This window comes from Virgisporangium aliadipatigenens (assembly GCF_016863615.1).
In the GTDB taxonomy this organism is placed as follows: Bacteria; Actinomycetota; Actinomycetes; order Mycobacteriales; family Micromonosporaceae; genus Virgisporangium; species Virgisporangium aliadipatigenens.
Window position 1 is genome coordinate 313194 of the sequence record NZ_BOPF01000003.1, and the last position, 15864, is coordinate 329057.

The 15864-nt window shown below is 69.0% G+C and carries 11 protein-coding genes and 3 pseudogenes; 4 read left to right on the top strand and 10 right to left on the bottom strand.

Translation table 11 applies throughout. The annotated features are described in order from the left end of the window. Positions 1-56: 56 nt before the first annotated feature. Positions 57-1151 carry a helix-turn-helix domain-containing protein gene (locus Val02_RS05615; protein ID WP_203897801.1) on the top strand — a complete coding sequence of 365 codons (1095 nt, stop codon included), beginning with the start codon at positions 57-59 and terminating at the stop codon, positions 1149-1151. A 143-nt stretch (positions 1152-1294) separates the two neighbouring features. Continuing rightward, complete coding sequence (gene speB, locus Val02_RS05620) at positions 1295-2263, top strand: agmatinase (protein ID WP_239152437.1); 969 nt, start codon at positions 1295-1297, stop codon at positions 2261-2263. Here the strand turns inward: speB and Val02_RS05625 are convergent. From Val02_RS05625 to Val02_RS05635, 3 genes are all read right to left on the bottom strand, one after another. Beyond that, positions 2236-3294 (bottom strand): SAM-dependent methyltransferase, encoded by a 1059-nt coding sequence (locus Val02_RS05625; protein WP_203897803.1) that lies wholly within the window; start codon positions 3292-3294, stop codon positions 2236-2238. The genes speB and Val02_RS05625 overlap by 28 nt on opposite strands. A gap of 58 nt (positions 3295-3352) precedes the next feature. Next, positions 3353-4417, bottom strand: coding sequence for a hypothetical protein (locus Val02_RS05630; protein WP_203897804.1), 1065 nt, complete (start codon positions 4415-4417; stop codon positions 3353-3355). 72 nt (positions 4418-4489) lie between these two features. Then, the gene (locus tag Val02_RS05635; RefSeq protein ID WP_203897805.1) at positions 4490-5686 is read right to left on the bottom strand and encodes an aminotransferase class I/II-fold pyridoxal phosphate-dependent enzyme; all 1197 of its coding nucleotides are present in this window, start codon (positions 5684-5686) and stop codon (positions 4490-4492) included. 275 nt (positions 5687-5961) lie between these two features. On the opposite strand from Val02_RS05635, the gene Val02_RS05640 reads away from it, so the two are divergent. Then, positions 5962-6675 carry a thioesterase II family protein gene (locus Val02_RS05640; RefSeq protein WP_203897806.1) on the top strand — a complete coding sequence of 238 codons (714 nt, stop codon included), beginning with the start codon at positions 5962-5964 and terminating at the stop codon, positions 6673-6675. Here Val02_RS05640 and Val02_RS05645 read toward each other — a convergent pair. Beyond that, the gene (locus tag Val02_RS05645; protein ID WP_203897807.1) at positions 6612-7313 is read right to left on the bottom strand and encodes an FMN-binding negative transcriptional regulator; all 702 of its coding nucleotides are present in this window, start codon (positions 7311-7313) and stop codon (positions 6612-6614) included. The genes Val02_RS05640 and Val02_RS05645 overlap by 64 nt on opposite strands. A 120-nt stretch (positions 7314-7433) precedes the next feature. On the opposite strand from Val02_RS05645, the pseudogene Val02_RS47150 reads away from it, so the two are divergent. Continuing rightward, positions 7434-8411, top strand: a pseudogene (locus Val02_RS47150) (NAD(P)/FAD-dependent oxidoreductase); the annotation flags it as partial. 128 nt (positions 8412-8539) lie between these two features. Here Val02_RS47150 and Val02_RS05650 read toward each other — a convergent pair. From Val02_RS05650 to Val02_RS05665, 6 genes and pseudogenes are all read right to left on the bottom strand, one after another. Continuing rightward, positions 8540-9910 (bottom strand): lysine N(6)-hydroxylase/L-ornithine N(5)-oxygenase family protein, encoded by a 1371-nt coding sequence (locus Val02_RS05650; RefSeq protein WP_203897808.1) that lies wholly within the window; start codon positions 9908-9910, stop codon positions 8540-8542. After that, positions 9885-10928, bottom strand: coding sequence for a thioesterase domain-containing protein (locus Val02_RS48625; RefSeq protein ID WP_373317860.1), 1044 nt, complete (start codon positions 10926-10928; stop codon positions 9885-9887). The genes Val02_RS05650 and Val02_RS48625 overlap by 26 nt, the downstream gene beginning before the upstream one ends. A 96-nt stretch (positions 10929-11024) precedes the next feature. After that, a pseudogene (locus tag Val02_RS48630) lies at positions 11025-12416 on the bottom strand (amino acid adenylation domain-containing protein); the annotation flags it as partial. An 81-nt stretch (positions 12417-12497) separates the two neighbouring features. Continuing rightward, positions 12498-13928, bottom strand: a pseudogene (locus Val02_RS48635) (condensation domain-containing protein); the annotation flags it as partial. 7 nt (positions 13929-13935) lie between these two features. After that, positions 13936-15501, bottom strand: coding sequence for an AMP-binding protein (locus Val02_RS05660; protein WP_203897810.1), 1566 nt, complete (start codon positions 15499-15501; stop codon positions 13936-13938). Then, on the bottom strand, positions 15491-15823 hold the full coding sequence (locus tag Val02_RS05665) for an acyl carrier protein (RefSeq protein ID WP_203897811.1): 333 nt from the start codon (positions 15821-15823) through the stop codon (positions 15491-15493). The genes Val02_RS05660 and Val02_RS05665 overlap by 11 nt, the downstream gene beginning before the upstream one ends. Positions 15824-15864: the final 41 nt, after the last annotated feature.

Here is a 15864-nt window from a genome sequence, read left to right on the forward strand (position 1 = left end):
CGGTGATCGGGGGATGACCGCGGCGGCCAGGATCCGCAAGACCGGAAGGCGACTTCATGCGGCAGAGTCTGGACGGCGCGCAGCGTACGGGAACCGGCGTCGGCGGCGGCACCTCGAAGGGCCGAGATGCGATGGCGCCCGTCGGAACAGCCGTAGATCGTCTGCCGCTTCGGGAAGTGCCGATCGCGGTCCTCCGTCCGGGCGACTCTCCACGATCGACAGGGCAGGACGACGAGCACGTCAACGTGCTTGCTCAGCTCGACGCGCGGTTGCCGGCGATCGTCGTGCACGCCGGCACCATGCGCGTCATCGACGGCATGCACCGGGTCGAGGCGGCTCGCCGACGGGGGGAACGCACCATCGACGCGCGGATGTACGAGGGCGACGAGGAGACCGCATTTCTGCTCGCCGTTCACGCCAACATCACCCACGGGCTGCCGCTGAGCATGGCGGACCGGAGCAACGCGGCCGCACGAATTCTCGGCTCCCATCCACAGCTGTCCGACCGGGCCGTCGCCGAGATGGCCGGGCTCGCCGCCAGCACGGTGCTCACAATCCGCCAGCGGCTGTACGCCGACGGGTCGGGCAGTCGGGTGCGGCGTGGTCGCGACGGCCGGCACCGACCGGTCAACGGCGCCGATGGGCGGCGCCTGGCCGCTGCCCTGATCGCCGAACGACCCCAGGCCTCGTTGCGAGAGATCGCCAGGGAAGTGGGAATTTCTCCGGCGACCGTGCGCGACGTCCGTCAGAGGGTCGACCGTGGCGACGATCCGCTACCGGACAAACAGCGCGGTGCGGCACGGCCGAAGATTGTCGAACGCACGGCGCGACTCCCGAGGCCGGCCGACCCGCCGGCGGTACAGCGCGACCCCGCGCAGCTCCTGCAGTATCTGCGGCGCGACCCGTCGTTGCGGTTCAGTGAACAAGGCCGCGCCTTGTTGATGTGGTTGACCGAACACGCGATCGGCATTGAACGCTGGCCCGACCTGCTCTCGCAGGTCCCGCCGCACAGCATGTACGTCCTGGCCGAGATCGCGCGCCGTTGCGCCGAGACGTGGAACACCTTCGCGAACGAACTGGATTTGCGAGTGAACACGGAGTATCCGGGCGGTCACCTTGATGTGACGCGGCGGCGCACCACCTCAGCATGAGTTTCGACCGGGCGACTGACGAGCCCCTGTTTCGAGGAGAATCGGTGTCCGACGGCAACGCGGTACCTACGGAACCATTTGACGGCACGGTCGCCGAGCCTTTCGGTGCACGGGCCTCCTTCTGCGGAGTCCCGACCCGAAGGGTGGACAGGGTCGCCGCCGGCGATGTCGTCATCCTCGGTGCGCCGTTCGACTGGGGAACGAGTTTCCGGCCCGGCGCGCGATTCGGGCCCCGGGCGATTCGGGACGCCGACTATCTCGAACCGGACGGGAAGCGTCCGCACCTGACGGCCACCGTCGATCCGCTGACCGCCCTTCCCGTGGTCGACGCGGGCGACATCCCGATTGTGCGCGGGTACATCGAGGAGTCGTTGCAGAACATCGAACGGTACGTCGGGTTGGTCGCCGGCGCCGGCGCGGTGCCGATCGTTCTCGGTGGTGACCACACCATCACGTTCCCCAATGCCACCGCCGTCGCGCGTGCCCACGGGTTCGGCGATGTGACAGTGGTGCACTTCGACGCGCATGCCGACACGGGCGAGTACTCCCGCGCCGAGATGCTCGGCCACGGAGTGCCGATGCGCAAGCTGATCGACTCGGGAGCCGTCCCGGGGCATCGCTTCATCCAGGTCGGCCTGCGCGGCTACTGGCCGCCGCCGGAGACCCTGCGCTGGATGCGGGAACAGCGCATGCGCAGCTACTTCATGGACGAGGTGAACGAACGGGGGTTCGACGCGGTCCTCGACGAAGTGATCCGTCTGGCCCGGCTGCCGGGCGACGGGCGTCCGGCGCGTGGGGTGTTCCTGTCCGTGGACATCGACGTGGTCGATCCCGGGATGGCACCGGGAACGGGCACCCCGGAGCCGGGTGGGTTGACGTCCGCCCAACTCCTCGGTGCGGTGCGGCGCCTGGGCCGCGAGTTGAACGTGCTCGGCGCCGACATCCTGGAGGTGGCGCCCGCCTACGACCAGCCGATGAACATCACGGCGCTGCTGGCGCACCGGGTGGTCCTGGAGATGACCACCGGTCTGGCCGAGCGACGGCGGGCGACCGAACGGCAGCCGGCGGAGCGCGGCACACCGTCTCAGCCGATGCCCCACAGTTCGCGATAGATCGCGTGTCCGCCCAGCACGGGACCGTGATGGGCGGACAGGTATGAGCCCTCGACCGTGCCCGCGGCCGTGGCCAGGGTCGCCCGCAGCAGGTAGTCGGGGTGGATTCCGTCGTCACTGGTCCGACGCGAGAATTCGATGTCGACGGTCTCGCCGCTATGCACCTCGACCGGCGGGTCGAACACCGGCAGGTACACCGGGGACCAACTCGTCCGGTCGGTCAGCGAGTCGAGTACGCGGGCATCCCCACCGGCCGCCAGCCGGATCCACAGCATGAACCCGTCGATCTCACCGGCACGCTCCACCGTCAGCCGGACCTTCGTCGAGGACTCGCATGGCTCGCTGCCGTCGAACGTGAGGGACTCGACCGGCTCCGCCGTGGAAACGATGCCGGCCGGGTCCGGATCGGTGACGGCCAGTCGGATGTCGAACGCGCGTCCGTACCGCTCGAAGACCTGCTGAAGATACGTCAGGCCGTCATAGGAGAACGCCGGCCCGCCGGGGTGCAGCGAACGCAGGGACATGGCACCGATCATGGTGGCACAGGCGGCTGGCACGACGACCGCGTCGGGCGTCAGCAGCCGCGTACGTGCATCGGCCATGACCGCCAGCATGCCCTCCGAACTGGCGATGTTCCCGATCAGTTCCGCGACGCAGACCTCGGCCCGCTGGGGCGGTTCGAGGTCGAACGACCGGCCCCGGAACAGATCGATCGTGGTGACCTCGGCTGCCTTGACGAGGCGTTGCAGCGCCGCGCGGTAGGAGTCCTCGATCTCCTCCACCGCGATGACCAACCTGGCGCCGTGCCGGGCCGCTTCCATCGCCCAGTTCAGGTCCCGACCCGTCCCGATGTCGAGCACCGTACGGCCGTCGACGAGCGGGGCCAGCGCCGTGCGGAACGCCTCGTTGCGGATGGTGTCGTTGGACATGAAGAAGTACAGGTAGGGGTCGTAGCACGGGTACTCGCCGACGGACGGCCAGAGGCCCATAGGCGCACGGCCACCGGCCCGGGTGTCGACGGCAATCGACACCTCGCAATCGTTCGATGCGTATCGCACACGCTCGATCGGCATCCGAACGCCCGCCTCGTCAGTCGGCGTCGGAGGCGGACGTCGCAGCGGTCGAGTCGACGGCGCGCAGCAGATAGCCCAGTTCGAGATCGGTCGAGTCGACGTCGCGCGGTGGGTGCTCGACGGCCACGATCTCCAGCCCCGCTTCGGCGAAGAGCCGCTCCCAGAAATCGCGGGTCTCCAGCTTCTGCTCGGTGATCGCGTGGAGGAGGAAGTACGGGTTGTAGTAGGCGATCCCGAGCGGATGGTCGGTGATGACCGCGTCGTCCGGACGGTGGTCCACCTCGACGATCGCCCAGTAGGCGTGCGGATGACGTCGGACGGTGTCCCGAAGCAGGGCGCACACCGCCGAACGCCCCTCCTGCTCGAGCATTTCCTGAAGCACGAAGGCGGCCATGAAACAGAGCGTCCCGTCGCCGGAGTTCTCCAACGTCAGCGCGTCGGAGGCCCGCCCCTGACGGACCGACAGCCGGTTCTCCAGCCCGGCGGCGACGATTCCGGACTTCGCGAGTTCGACCGAATACGCGTCCGGCTCCAGGCCGATACCGATCAGGTCCGCCCGCCGCTTGCACAACTCGACGAGGAAGCCACCGTCGCCGCACCCGAGGTCGACGACAGTCGGCGCATCCGGCGGGAGCCGGTCGAGCAACCGTTCCACCATCGGCACGGCGTCGTGAGCGCTCATGCCGCAGCTGCCCGCGCCGACCCGGGCCCCGTCCCGGCCGGCCCACGGCGCGTCCGTGCGCAGCGCATCGCCCAACTGCCGGAAGGTGGTGGCGTAGCCCCCCACGAGCAGCGTGTACCACGGCTGGAAGGGCTCGATCGCCCGTGCCTTGCCGGTGAGTCGCCACCCGCCGTCGTACGCGACGTAGCCCTCGGCCGCGAGATAGGCCAGGAACGCCGCCAGCCGGTCCGGGTCGACGTTGCGCTCGGCGGCGAGCCGGACGCAGGAGATCCCGTTTTGTGCGGCCAGCGACGCGTAGATCCCTGTGTCGAACAGATGGAACAGCGCGTTGGCGATCGCCATGTACCGGATCGGCTGTATGGCATCGACGAGTCCCTGCTCAAAGGTGCCGGTCGTCATCCTGGTTCCCCTTCGTCGGTCTGCGTTGGTCAGTGCGGCCGGGTGCTCGGACACGGTCGGCTCCGTCTTCGGTCATGGCAGGCGTAGTCGGGCGAGCGCGTTGCTCAACGCGTCCAGGGCCTCGTAGCTGCCGATGCTGACCCGGATCCACTGCGGCAGGCCGAAGTCGGCGCACCGGCGGACCCGTACGCCCTGCTGTGCGAGCCGGTCCGTGACGGCCGCCGAGTGTTGCGGTGTCGGGCAGCGGGCGAGCAGGAAGTTCGTCTGCGTGTCACGCACCTCCGCGAAGACCTCGCTGCTGCGCAGGGCATCCAGGTATGCGGTGCGGGCGCCTGCCATGTGTCGCTTCAGTTCGGCGCGGTGGTCAGCGTCGGCGAGAGCACCGGCGACACTGGCGAGCGACAGGGAGTCGACGGAGTAGAACGCACGGCGTTCGCGCAGCGGGGCGATGCGCTGTGTCGCGCCGACCAGCGCACCGAGCCTGGCTCCGGCAAGGCCGAACGCCTTCGAGAAGCTCTTGAAGAGCACGAGGTTCGGCCGGCTGCGAAGAAGCGGTGCGAACGACGGTGAGTCGCTGAACTCGAGGTAGGTCTCGTCGAGAAAGACCAGATCGGCGACGGCGGTGACTTCCTCGACCCAGGCCCGGGGGAAGAGGTTCCCGGTCGGATTGTTGGGCTGCGCGAGAAAGACCGCGCGCGACCCGGCGAACGCAAGCGGCGGCGCGACGGGCTGCCACCGGTCGTCGAGCGGGATCGTGTGTACCGCCCGGTCGTGCACGGCGGCGCGTTGAGCGTATCCGTCGAATCCCGGTGCGACGGTCCAGATCTCGGCGACGTCGTGCAACAGGAGATCCACGGCTTCGTCGACACCGTTGGTGAGAAGAACGTCGCCCGGATCCACGCCGAAGTGTGCGGCGACCTCCCGGGTGACCTCCGGCTCCAGATCCCGCGGATACCTGTGCAGATCGCCGGCGCGTTCGCGTAGTTCCGCCACGGCGCGCGGCGGCGGGCCGATGGGGCTCTCGTTGTAGTCGAGTCTGACTTCCGTCGACGTCGGCGCGCGATCGTCGCCGTCCTGGATGACGCGGACCAGGTCGTCTACGACCGGATGTTCGAGCACCACAGCCAGCGGAACGTGGATTCCCAACTCCTCCTGCAGCGAGACGGCGAGAATGGTGGCGATCAGCGAGTCGAGACCGAGTCGCTGAAGGTCGTCGTCGCCCCCGACATCACGTACGCCGAGTGTTTCGATTGCGACCGTGCGAACCACACGCCGAATGGCAGTCGCCATCGATGCGGTATCTGCCGCCACAGGAACTCCGTTCGGTAATCGTTTCCGCCTCCGGTGGGCAGGCGGGCCACACCGTGGCTGGATTAAAGCAGCCGCCATCACGCGAGTGAAGTGGGTGAATTTGTTCGCGCCCGCACTCGTGCATAGTGGCAGCGTTCTTGTCGACCGCAGACGATCCGGGACCGGAGGGTGTCGTGGTAAATTCGGAAAAGCTGTTCCCCGTTCGTCGTCCGATGAACGCGGAGGGAGCACTGGTGCGCAGGGCCGTGCGTCCAGAAGCGACGTGGCGGCTCATTTGTCTGCCACACGCAGGTGCGAGTTCGGGCACCTTTTCGCACTGGTCGACATTCCTGACCGACGCCGAACTCATCGCCGTTCAACTGCCCGGACGCGGCGACCGGCTGCGTGAGCCGCTACCGGATGATTTCGGCGCTGTCGTGAATGAGGTGCACGAGGCGTTGTCGCCCTACTCCGACCTGCCGTTGGTCGTCTTCGGACATTGTGGAGGGGCCGTGCTCGCCCTGGAGGTCGTCCGGCGGCTCACGGCCGGCGACGGGGCGCCCCCGACGGCACTGGTCGTCTCGGGACAGGCGGTGCCGACCGCCATTCCCGCCGAGGAACAACTCCATCGCCTGAGCGACGACGAACTGGCCGGCCAACTGCGCCGGCTCGGGGGTCTGCCGTTGATGCTGGACAACCCGCAGTTGCTGCGCCTCGTGCTTCCCGTGGTACGTGCCGACATGCGGCTGACCGAGACGATCGTCGGTGTTGCGCAACCGGTCTGCACCCCGATCCTCGCCGTGCGCGGCACGGCGGACGTGCGGGTGAGCGCCGAGGAACTGGCGAACTGGCGGACCATGACCACCGGGGCATTCTCGGTACGGGAGTTCCCGGGCGGGCACTTCTACTTCGAGGACGATGCCGAGTCGCTGGTACAGGAAATCGCGGAGGCGCGGCCGGTCGCTTGAGTCGCCGTGGTGGCGTGCATCATCGCCGCCAACTCCCGACGACTCCCACGTTCGCTGCGCTCGAGTGCGGCGGCGACCTTCAGCCTGACCTCCGCCGTCTTCTCTTGGCTCAGCTTCGCCATGCTGTCGACCGCGACGACGTGCAGTCGGAACGCCTGGACCCCGGCCAGGATCCGGCGAAAGTAGTCGAGCGACCCGCACTCGTCCCAACCGTCGCCGAACCGGCTCTCCAGGGCCGTGACGGTGGTGCGCACCACGTCCAACGTCGTTCCCGTGCCGTGGAGCATCTCGATCCGTCCGCGCACATGGACGGCCGTGAAGTTCCATGTCGGAGCCGCGATCTCGGAGTCGTAAAGCGTCGGTGAGACGTATCCGTGCGGTCCGTGGAAGACGGCAACGGCTTCGATTCCGTCGGTGAGAGCGGCGCAATGAGGATTGGCGCGGTTGAGATGTCCGATGAGCCGGCGGTCTCGAGCGAGCCGGTTCTGCGGATCGTCGGGTCGCGGAAAGTCAATGGGATCGGGAACCATCGGCAGATGCGTCAGCACGGGGGCATCCGTGCCATTGGTCGACAGGATGGCCAGCGGATTGTCCTGGACGATCCGAAAGCTCCAGTGCGGGTCGTCGGGGCGGTACATCCGGGGAACGTACAAGAGGTGGCCTTCCCGTACGGCGTTATCGGTGGAATGCATTGTGGCGCAGTCGGACGTGTCCGTCGATGTTGCCGGTGCCGGCGCCATACATGCGACCATGCCGTCATGTTCGACATAATTGTCGTGGGCGCTCGATGCGCCGGGGCGTCGACGGCGGCACGATTCGCCGCCCGCGGCTACAGGGTCCTGCTGGTGGAACGTCGCCGGTTCCCGGCGGACACGATGTCCACGCTGTACATCCATCAACCGGGCGTGCGATGCCTCGAGGAACTGGGTGTGCTCGACCGTGTGATCGGCACAGGCTGCCCCGCCCTCGATCGGATCAGCTACACCGTCGACACCGAGGTGCTCGAGGCCCCGATGCCGTCGCTCGGCGCGGTGTCCTCGACGTACGCGCCGCGTCGGTACGACCTGGACGCGATCCTCGCCGACGCCGCCGTGCGCAACGGCGCGGAGTTCGAGGACGGCTGTCGTGTCGTGGACCTGGTCAGATCCGGGGACCGGGTGACCGGGGTGCTGTTGCGTACCGCCTCAGGAACGATCCTGCGGGAGAGCGCGTCGCTGGTCGTGGGCGCGGACGGCGCCCATTCGACCGTGGCCGATCGGGCCGGCAGCACGGTACGTCGTGACGACGGATCGTGGACGAGTGTCCTCTACTCCTACTGGACCGATCTTCCGGCGCACTTCGAGCTGTTCGAGCGGCCCGGCGGCTGGGTCGCCGTCATCCCGACGGCCGGAGCGGTGATCGTGGCGCTGTACCGGCGCTCCGGACGACTCGACACAGCGGGGCGGGACCCACTGAGGCGCTACCTCGACGGCATCAGGAACACCGCTCCGGCGCTCGCCGACCGGCTGGTCGACGCGACACGCGTGGGCAGGCTCCACGGCCGGCCGCACCAACCGAACGTGATCCGCGCGGCAGCCGGTGCCGGCTGGGCGCTGGTCGGCGACGCCGGCCATCTCAAGGACACGATCACCGCTCGCGGCATCACGGACGCCCTCCTGCAGGGCCGCCTTCTGGTCGACGCGCTCGGGGCGGACACGACCGACATCGAACGGCAGGGGCGGGCATTGCGCGAGTACGGACAACACCGCGACGCCCTGTTGTCCGAGAGCTACCACGCCACGATCTCGCTCGCGCGGCTGCGGATCCCGCCGCACCGACTCGCGTTGATGCGGGCGATCGGCGCCTCGGCGGACCTGACCGCACGCTACTTCAGCGTGGTGGCGGGCATCTCGACCTTCAGCGACATTCCGGTGGCCGCGCTGCTCGCCCAGGCCCGGCGGTCGGGCTTCGACAGCGACTCGACCACTTCGCCGGCACGGATCGCCACCGTCGACAGCAGGTTCGCGGACAACCCGTGAGCGTGCTCGGTGCCGCTTCCCAAGAGGTAGATGCCGGCGCTGAAACCGTCCACGGTGACGGCCCGGTAGTCGCGGTCGATGATGACGCGGCCGTGCCGGTCACGGCGGCAGAACCGGTCGGCACCGTCCAGGAGCACCGTCGGATCGGCCGGCAGATAGCCGGTGGCGAACACGAGCAGGTCCGCGTCGATCACCGGCCGGGTGCCGTCGATCAGGTTCTCCACCTCGATGCGGACACCCGTTGCGTTCGCCCGCGCGGAGCGGACTCTCGCCATCCTGACGAAGTGCAGGCGGCTCCGCCCGCGAACCTTCTCGTCATAGGTCCGCCGGTAGATCTCGTTGAGCAGGTCGAGGTCGACCACGGAGTAATTGGTGTTGGCGTGGTAGTCCAGCATCAGCTGCTTGGTCGGCTCCGGGGCACGGAAGAAGTCGTCGACCGCATCGGGGTCGAAGATCTGATTCGCGAACGGGTTGTCATCGGACTGGCTGTATCCGTAGCGGCTGAACACCGACCACACGACGGCGTCCGGGAAGGTGCGGTGGAAATAGTCGGTCAGCTCGGCCGCGCTCTGCCCGGCACCGACCACTGTGATCCGGCCCGGAGGCCGGCGTTCGAGCTCGTCGACGCGGTGCATCAGTTCGCTGCTGTGCCAGATCCGATCACCGGTCTCGATCCCGGCCGGTAGGTGCGGGCGCAGGCCGGGGGCCAGGATGACGTTGCGGGTCAGGTGGGTCGTGTGTGCGCCGGCCCCGTCCGTCGACGAGACCTCGAGCAACGGGTAGGTCTGATCGGACGCCGCGACCGGCCGGATCCTGGTCACCGTCGTGTCGTAACTGACGAGGTCGTTCAGCTGCCGCGCCGTCCAGTCCAAGTAGTCGTGGAACTCGACGCGCGAGGGAAAAAGTATCTTGTGGTTGATGAAGTCGGTCAGCCGGCCCATCTGGTGCAGGTAGCTCACGAAGCTGAATCTGCTGGTCGGGTTGCGCATCGTGACCAGATCCTTCAGGAAGGACACCTGGAGCGTGGTTCCGTCGATCAGCATTCCGCGATGCCAGCCGAACCGCGCCTGACGTTCGACGAACCGGGCGCGGAAAGCCGCGTCCGCCGGGACGTAGCCGTTGTGCTCGTCCAGCGCGATCGCCAGCGCGAGATTCGACGGTCCGAAACCGACCCCCAGGACGTCGTAGACCTCAGCTGCTGCCAGTGTCGTATCCATCGCGATTCCCGTAGCTGTCGAGGTACTGCGTCACTTGTGTGACGAGTGGTTGGAGCCCCGGAGGGTGAAGCATCGAGTAGTGACTGCCGGCCACCTCGCGGACGAGTAGGGAACTACCTGCCGCCGCCGCCCAGTCCGCAGCGATCCGTTCCCGGTGATCTCCCTGGTCGGCCAGGACCAGCAGCACCGGGTCGGGCAGTGCGACCGCCGGCGGGTCGTATCGGCTCGCGGCGCGCAGATGGCGCCCGAACACGGCTATCGATCGTGCGATCTGTGGTCGGTCGGCCTCCGTCATGCCTCCGGAGCGGATGCACCGGGAGACGAGGAGTTCCGTGCGTTGCGCCGGATCGAGCGGGCGAAGCTCGTCGCGGGTGACGGGCATCGGGAACCCTGTTCCCTCCGACCAGTCCTCCGCGAACGCCACGAGTGCGTCGACGCCGCTCGACGGGTGTGCGCGAAGCAAACCGGGTGACGGCGTGTCGAGCAGCACGGTGGGCAGCGCGCGGCCCGTGGCTTCCCGGTACTGGCGCCGCATCTCGAAGGCGACGAGCCCACCGAAGGACCATCCGCCCACCGCGACGCCGCCGCGATCGCCGATCGCCCGCAGGTAGCGCGCCGCGAGGTCCTCCACCCGTTCGGCGGCGGGGGCGTCATCGGTCGGAACGGATGCGGCGATCCCGAACACCGGGTGCCGGCCGGCGAGCGCACGGGACAAACCCGTGTAGCAGCCGACCTCGCCTCCGACGGGATGCACGAGGAACAGCGGCACGGCACCGCCGCCGGCGTTCAGCGCGACCGGTGCGGCCTCCGTCGTGGACTGCTCGCTCTCCAACAGTGCGCTCAGTCCCGCGACGGTGGGTGCCTGGAAGACCGCGGCGAGGGGGAGCCGCCGGCCGGTCAGACGTTCGATCGTTCCGACGAGGCGCATGGCCGCGAACGAGTGCCCGCCGAGGGTGAAGAAATCGTCGTCGAGGCCCACCTTCGGGGTACCCAGGACCTCACGCCATGCCGCGAGCATGCGGCGTTCGACGCCGTTGCGGGGCACGCGGGTCGGTGTGGTCGCGCGCGGGCGTTCCGGCGTCGGCAGTGCGGCACGGTCGACCTTGCCGTTGCGGGTCACCGGGAGCCGGTCGAGCGTGACGTATTGCGTGGGAACGAGCGTGACCGGAAGTCGGCTCCGCAGATGCGCACGCAGTTCCGCGTGGTCGACCGCGCCGACGACGTACGCGATCAGGTGCCGCGCGGCGCCGTCGCCGTGGCTGACGACGACGGCGGCGGTCACGCCGGGATGGATGCGCAGTGCCGCCTCGATCTCGGCGGGGTCGATGCGCACGCCGCGGATCTTCACCTGGTTGTCCCGACGCCCGCGGAACATCAGTTGTCCGTCGGCGCGGAAGGAGCCACGGTCGCCGGTGCGGTACATCCGGCTTCCCGGCGGTCCGAGGGGGTCGGGCACGAAGGATTCCGCCGTCCGGGCGGGATCCCCGAGGTAGCCGCGGGTCACTCCGGGGCCGGTGAGGTAGATCTCGCCGGTGACGTTGGTCGGCACCGGCTCGAGGAAGCCGTCGAGCAGGCGGACAGCCGCGCGCGAATCCGGTTTCCCGATGGGCGGTTCGCCCGGGGAGTCCGCGGACACCGGGCAGGTGGTCTTCCACACCGTCGCCTCGGTGGGTCCGTAGCACACCGCGAGCCGCGCGCTCGGCCACAGTGCCGCGAGCCGGCGGATCAGGGTGTCGGTGACCTGTTCACCGCCGACCATCACCGTGTGCGGCGCGGGCATCTCGCGCAGCTCGTCCATGATCGAGAACATCGCCGAGGGGACACCGTCCAGCAGCGTCACCGGGCGCCCGTACCGGGCCGGCACGCCGGCCGCGTGGAGCCCTTCGACGAATTCGATCCGTCCACCCGCGACGAGCGGCACGAACAGCTCGAACACGGACAGGTCGAAGGTGATGTTCGCGGTGAACGGCACCGCCTCCAGCGCTGCGTCGCCGATGCCCGCCCGCTGCCCGTCGATGAAATCCACGATCGAGCGATGGCTCACCATGACCCCTTTGGGGACGCCGGTGGAACCCGAGGTGTACATGACGTAGGCGAGGTTGTCGGGGCCGGGCCGGTCGAGCGTCTCCGCGTGCGTCGGGCGGCGTGCGGGGCCCGTGTCCTCCGGGCCGTCGAGGAGGACCGTCGATGTCGTTGACGGCAGTCGATCGACCAGCTCGCCGACGGTCACCACGAGGCGGCACCGGGCATCCGCCAGAACGGTGGCCAACCGGCTGTCGGGGTGGCGGTCGTCCAACGGCAGGTACGCCCCGCCGGCCCGCATGACGGCCAGCAGGACCGGAATCACGCGCGGCGAGCGCGGCACCAGGACACCGACCACCGTCTCGCGAGTGACGCCGGCCCGCGCCAGCCGATGGGCCAACGCGTCGACGGTCGCGTCGAGTGCGGCGTAGGACATCACGGTGGGACCGTCGCCGAGCGCCGCTCGCTCCGGATGCGCCCGGACCCTCGCGCGAAAGAGCGAGTCGACGGTCTCGTCACCGGGCTGCGCACCGGGAACGCTGCGATGCATCGACTCCTCGAACGCCGTGAGCAACGGCGCGAACCGGATGCGGGTGTGCGGGGCGGTCAGCAGTCCCTCCGCCAGCCGGACGAGGTGTCGCCCGACCCTGACGGCGTCGGCCCTCGCGAACAGATCCCCGCGGTAGCCGACGGCACCGGACAGCCCTTCCTCGGACTCGACGATCTGCAGACTAAGATCGAACAGGGCGAGGTCGGCCTCCAGCGGCATCGACTCCGCGACCGTGCCCGGCAGTGCCGACACGGTGGACTGCGCCTGGTCCAGGCTGAACATCGTCCGGAACACCGGCGAGTCGTTCAGCTTGCGCTGAGGAGCCAACCGCGCCACCAGATGTTCGAAGGGAACGTCCTGGTTGGACAGTGCCGCCACGGTCGCCGCGTGCACCCGTCGCAGTGCCTCGTCGAACGTCGGGTTGCCGGACAGATCCACCCGGATGACCAGTGTGTTGACGAACAGGCCGATGACGGGGAAGGTCTCCGGCCTGGCGCGGTCGGAGACCGGCACACCGACGATGATGTCCTCGCGGCCGCTGTATCGCGCCAGGAGAATCTGGAAGACGGTCAGCAACGTCACGAACGGCGTCATGCCGGTGCGCGTCACCGATCCGCGCACCAGTGCGGTGAGGTGGGCCGGAAAGGCGAACCGGTGCTCGCCCCCGTGCGGGCTGCGGACGGTGGGCTCCGGCCAACGGGTCGGTAGCGGAAGCGGCTCGGGCAGGTCGGCGAGCGTGTGCATCCAGTAGTCGAGCTGGCGGGCGTAGGAGTTCGTGTCGAGCAGGCGGCGTTGCCAGGCAGCGTAGTCGGCGTAGGTGATGGGGCTCGTCGACAGCCCGGCCGGTAGGCCGCCGCGCTCCTCGCGGTACAGGGCCGCCAGTTCGCGGTAGAAGATGCCGAAGGACCAGCCGTCGAAGACCAGGTGGTGCACCCGCACCAGAAGGACGTGCTCATCGGCCCCGAAAGAGAAGACGGCCGTCCGCAGGAGTGGTCCGTGGGCGAGATCCATCCGGCCGCGCATGTGCTCCGCGAGTAGGCGCCTGAGCGTGTGTTCGCGCTCCTCGGCGGGAACTGTGGACAGGTCGATCCGGTCGAGGTGCGGTCGCGGATCCGCCGTCACCGAGGGAAACGGCTCTGCGTCGCGGAGGGGGAACGTCGTGCGGAGCGCGTCGTGGCGCAGGAGCACGCCGCGCAGCGCCCGCTCGAGCGCGTCGAGGTCGAGGTTTCCGCGGAGCCGGAGTGCGCTGGCCATGACGTAGGTCGACACCGCGGGGTTCAGCTGCTCGAGGAACCACAGGCGTTCCTGCGCGAACGACATGGGAACGGCATCCGACGGGCGCGGCCCGATGCGGTCGGCGCCGTTCGGCGGGCCGGAGCGGCGAAGCCCTTCGATCAGCAGTCGACGCCGCCGGGCGGCCGGGTCTGCGGCAGGTTCGGATCTCATCGGGGGCTCACCGGCCGTCGCCGGACTCGAAAGCGGCCGCGATCGACGCGGATACCTGTTCGCGGGAGATCTTTCCGCTCGGTGAGCGCGGGAGTTCCGGGAGGATCGAGACGGACCGCGGAACGGCGACCTCCGGTAGCAGTGCCCTCAGCCGTTGCAGGACGGCGGCCGGATCGATCACCACGCCGGCGCGCGGCACCACGGCGGCGCGCAGCACCCGGGTCCGTCCCGCGGTCATGACGACACAGACGCCCGTGCCGACTCCGGCGCAGGCCGTCAGCTGCGCGTCGATCTCCGCCAGGTTCACGCGGATGCCGCGAAGCTTGATGTCGTCGTCCACGCGGGTCAACATCGTCACCGTGCCGTCGGTCAGCCGCACCAGGTCGCCGGTGCGGAATGCCACCGTGTGGCCGTGCGGGGTGGGCGGTACGGAGATGTACCGTTCGGCGTTCAACGCGGGCCGGTCGACATAGCCCAACGAGACCGGAAGGCCCGCCACCAGAAGCTCACCGGTGTCCGGGGAGTCGGGATCACGGTCGAGGAGCAGTTCGCAGCCGGGCAGCGGCCGGCCGATCGGCGCCAGCGCCGGCCACGCGTCCGGATCCGGCCCCAGCACGTGGGCGGTGACCATCGCGCTCTCGCTCTGTCCGTAGTGGTTGACCAGCCGGCAGCCGGGCAGTCGCTTCAGCAGCGACCGGATCTCCCTGGTGCAGACCAGCTGTTCGCCGGCGACGTTGATCTCCACCAGCGCGAGGGGGAGTGGGCCGTCGACGGTCGCCGCCGCGAGCGCGAGCATCTGCAGGGCGACGTACGGCAGGAAAAGGCGTTCCGCGGACTGCTCGCCCAACCAGGTGAGGAACGCGACCGGTTCGCGGCGCAGGCGCTCGGGCATCACCACGAGCGTGCCGCCACCACCCAACGTGCCGAAGATCTCCTGGAACGACACGTCGAAGTTCAGCGGTGCGAAGTGGACCGTCCGCAGATCGGGTCGGGGCGAGAAGCGAGCCTGCCATTCGACGACGTTGTCGAGACACCGGTGTGCCAGTGCGACGCCCTTCGGCCATCCGGTGGAGCCGGACGTGTAGATGACGTACACCGGCAGGTCGTCGTCGTGGGTGGCGGTCCGGCTCGCCGGTAGCACGTTCCACGGCGGGCCCGGCGGCGGAACGGGTGCGATCGGTGCGCCGGCCGTGAACGACGGGCGTTCGCCGTCGTACAGCACCAGCGCGGGCCGGCAGTCGTTCAGCATGTACTCCAGCCGTCGCCGCGGGTATTCAGCATCCAGCGGGACGTAGGTCGCACCGTGCATCGTCACGGCCACGATCGCCGCGACGGCGGATGCGCCCCGTGGCGCGGCGACGGCGACCCGGTCGTCGCGTCCGACGCCGTGGTAGGCCAGAACCTGCCGGACCCGGTCCACCCAGGCATAGAGTTCGGTGTAGGTCAGTGCGAGGTCGCCGTCCACCAAGGCTATGCGATCCGGGTACCGCGCCGCCACGCGGTTCAGGCTCTCCAGGAGACAGGGCGGATCGGCGTCTCCTCCCCACAGCGTCATCGGCGGATCAGTCGTCATCGGACATCCCACGGTGCGCGGTCGGTGCGGCGAGGGTTCCGGATTCCTCCGACGCGGAGGCCAGGGCCTCCAGGAGAAGTCCGGCCAGCCGTTCGACCGACGGTTCGGAATACATGTCCGCCAGCGGTATGTCGACACCGTAGCGGTCGAGAATGTTCGCCCGGACAACCGCGATGTGCAGGGACCGGGCGCCGCATTGGAAGAGATTGGTCGTCGGATGCACGTCGCCGAGCCCGAGTACGCCGTCGACGATTTCGCGGATCACCTGTTGCGCCAGATCCTCCGGAGAGGCGGTGTCGGTTCGCTGTGATTGTTCAGCCATCGACGTCCTTCAGCAGTGTGGGTTCCGGATCCAGGTCGGCG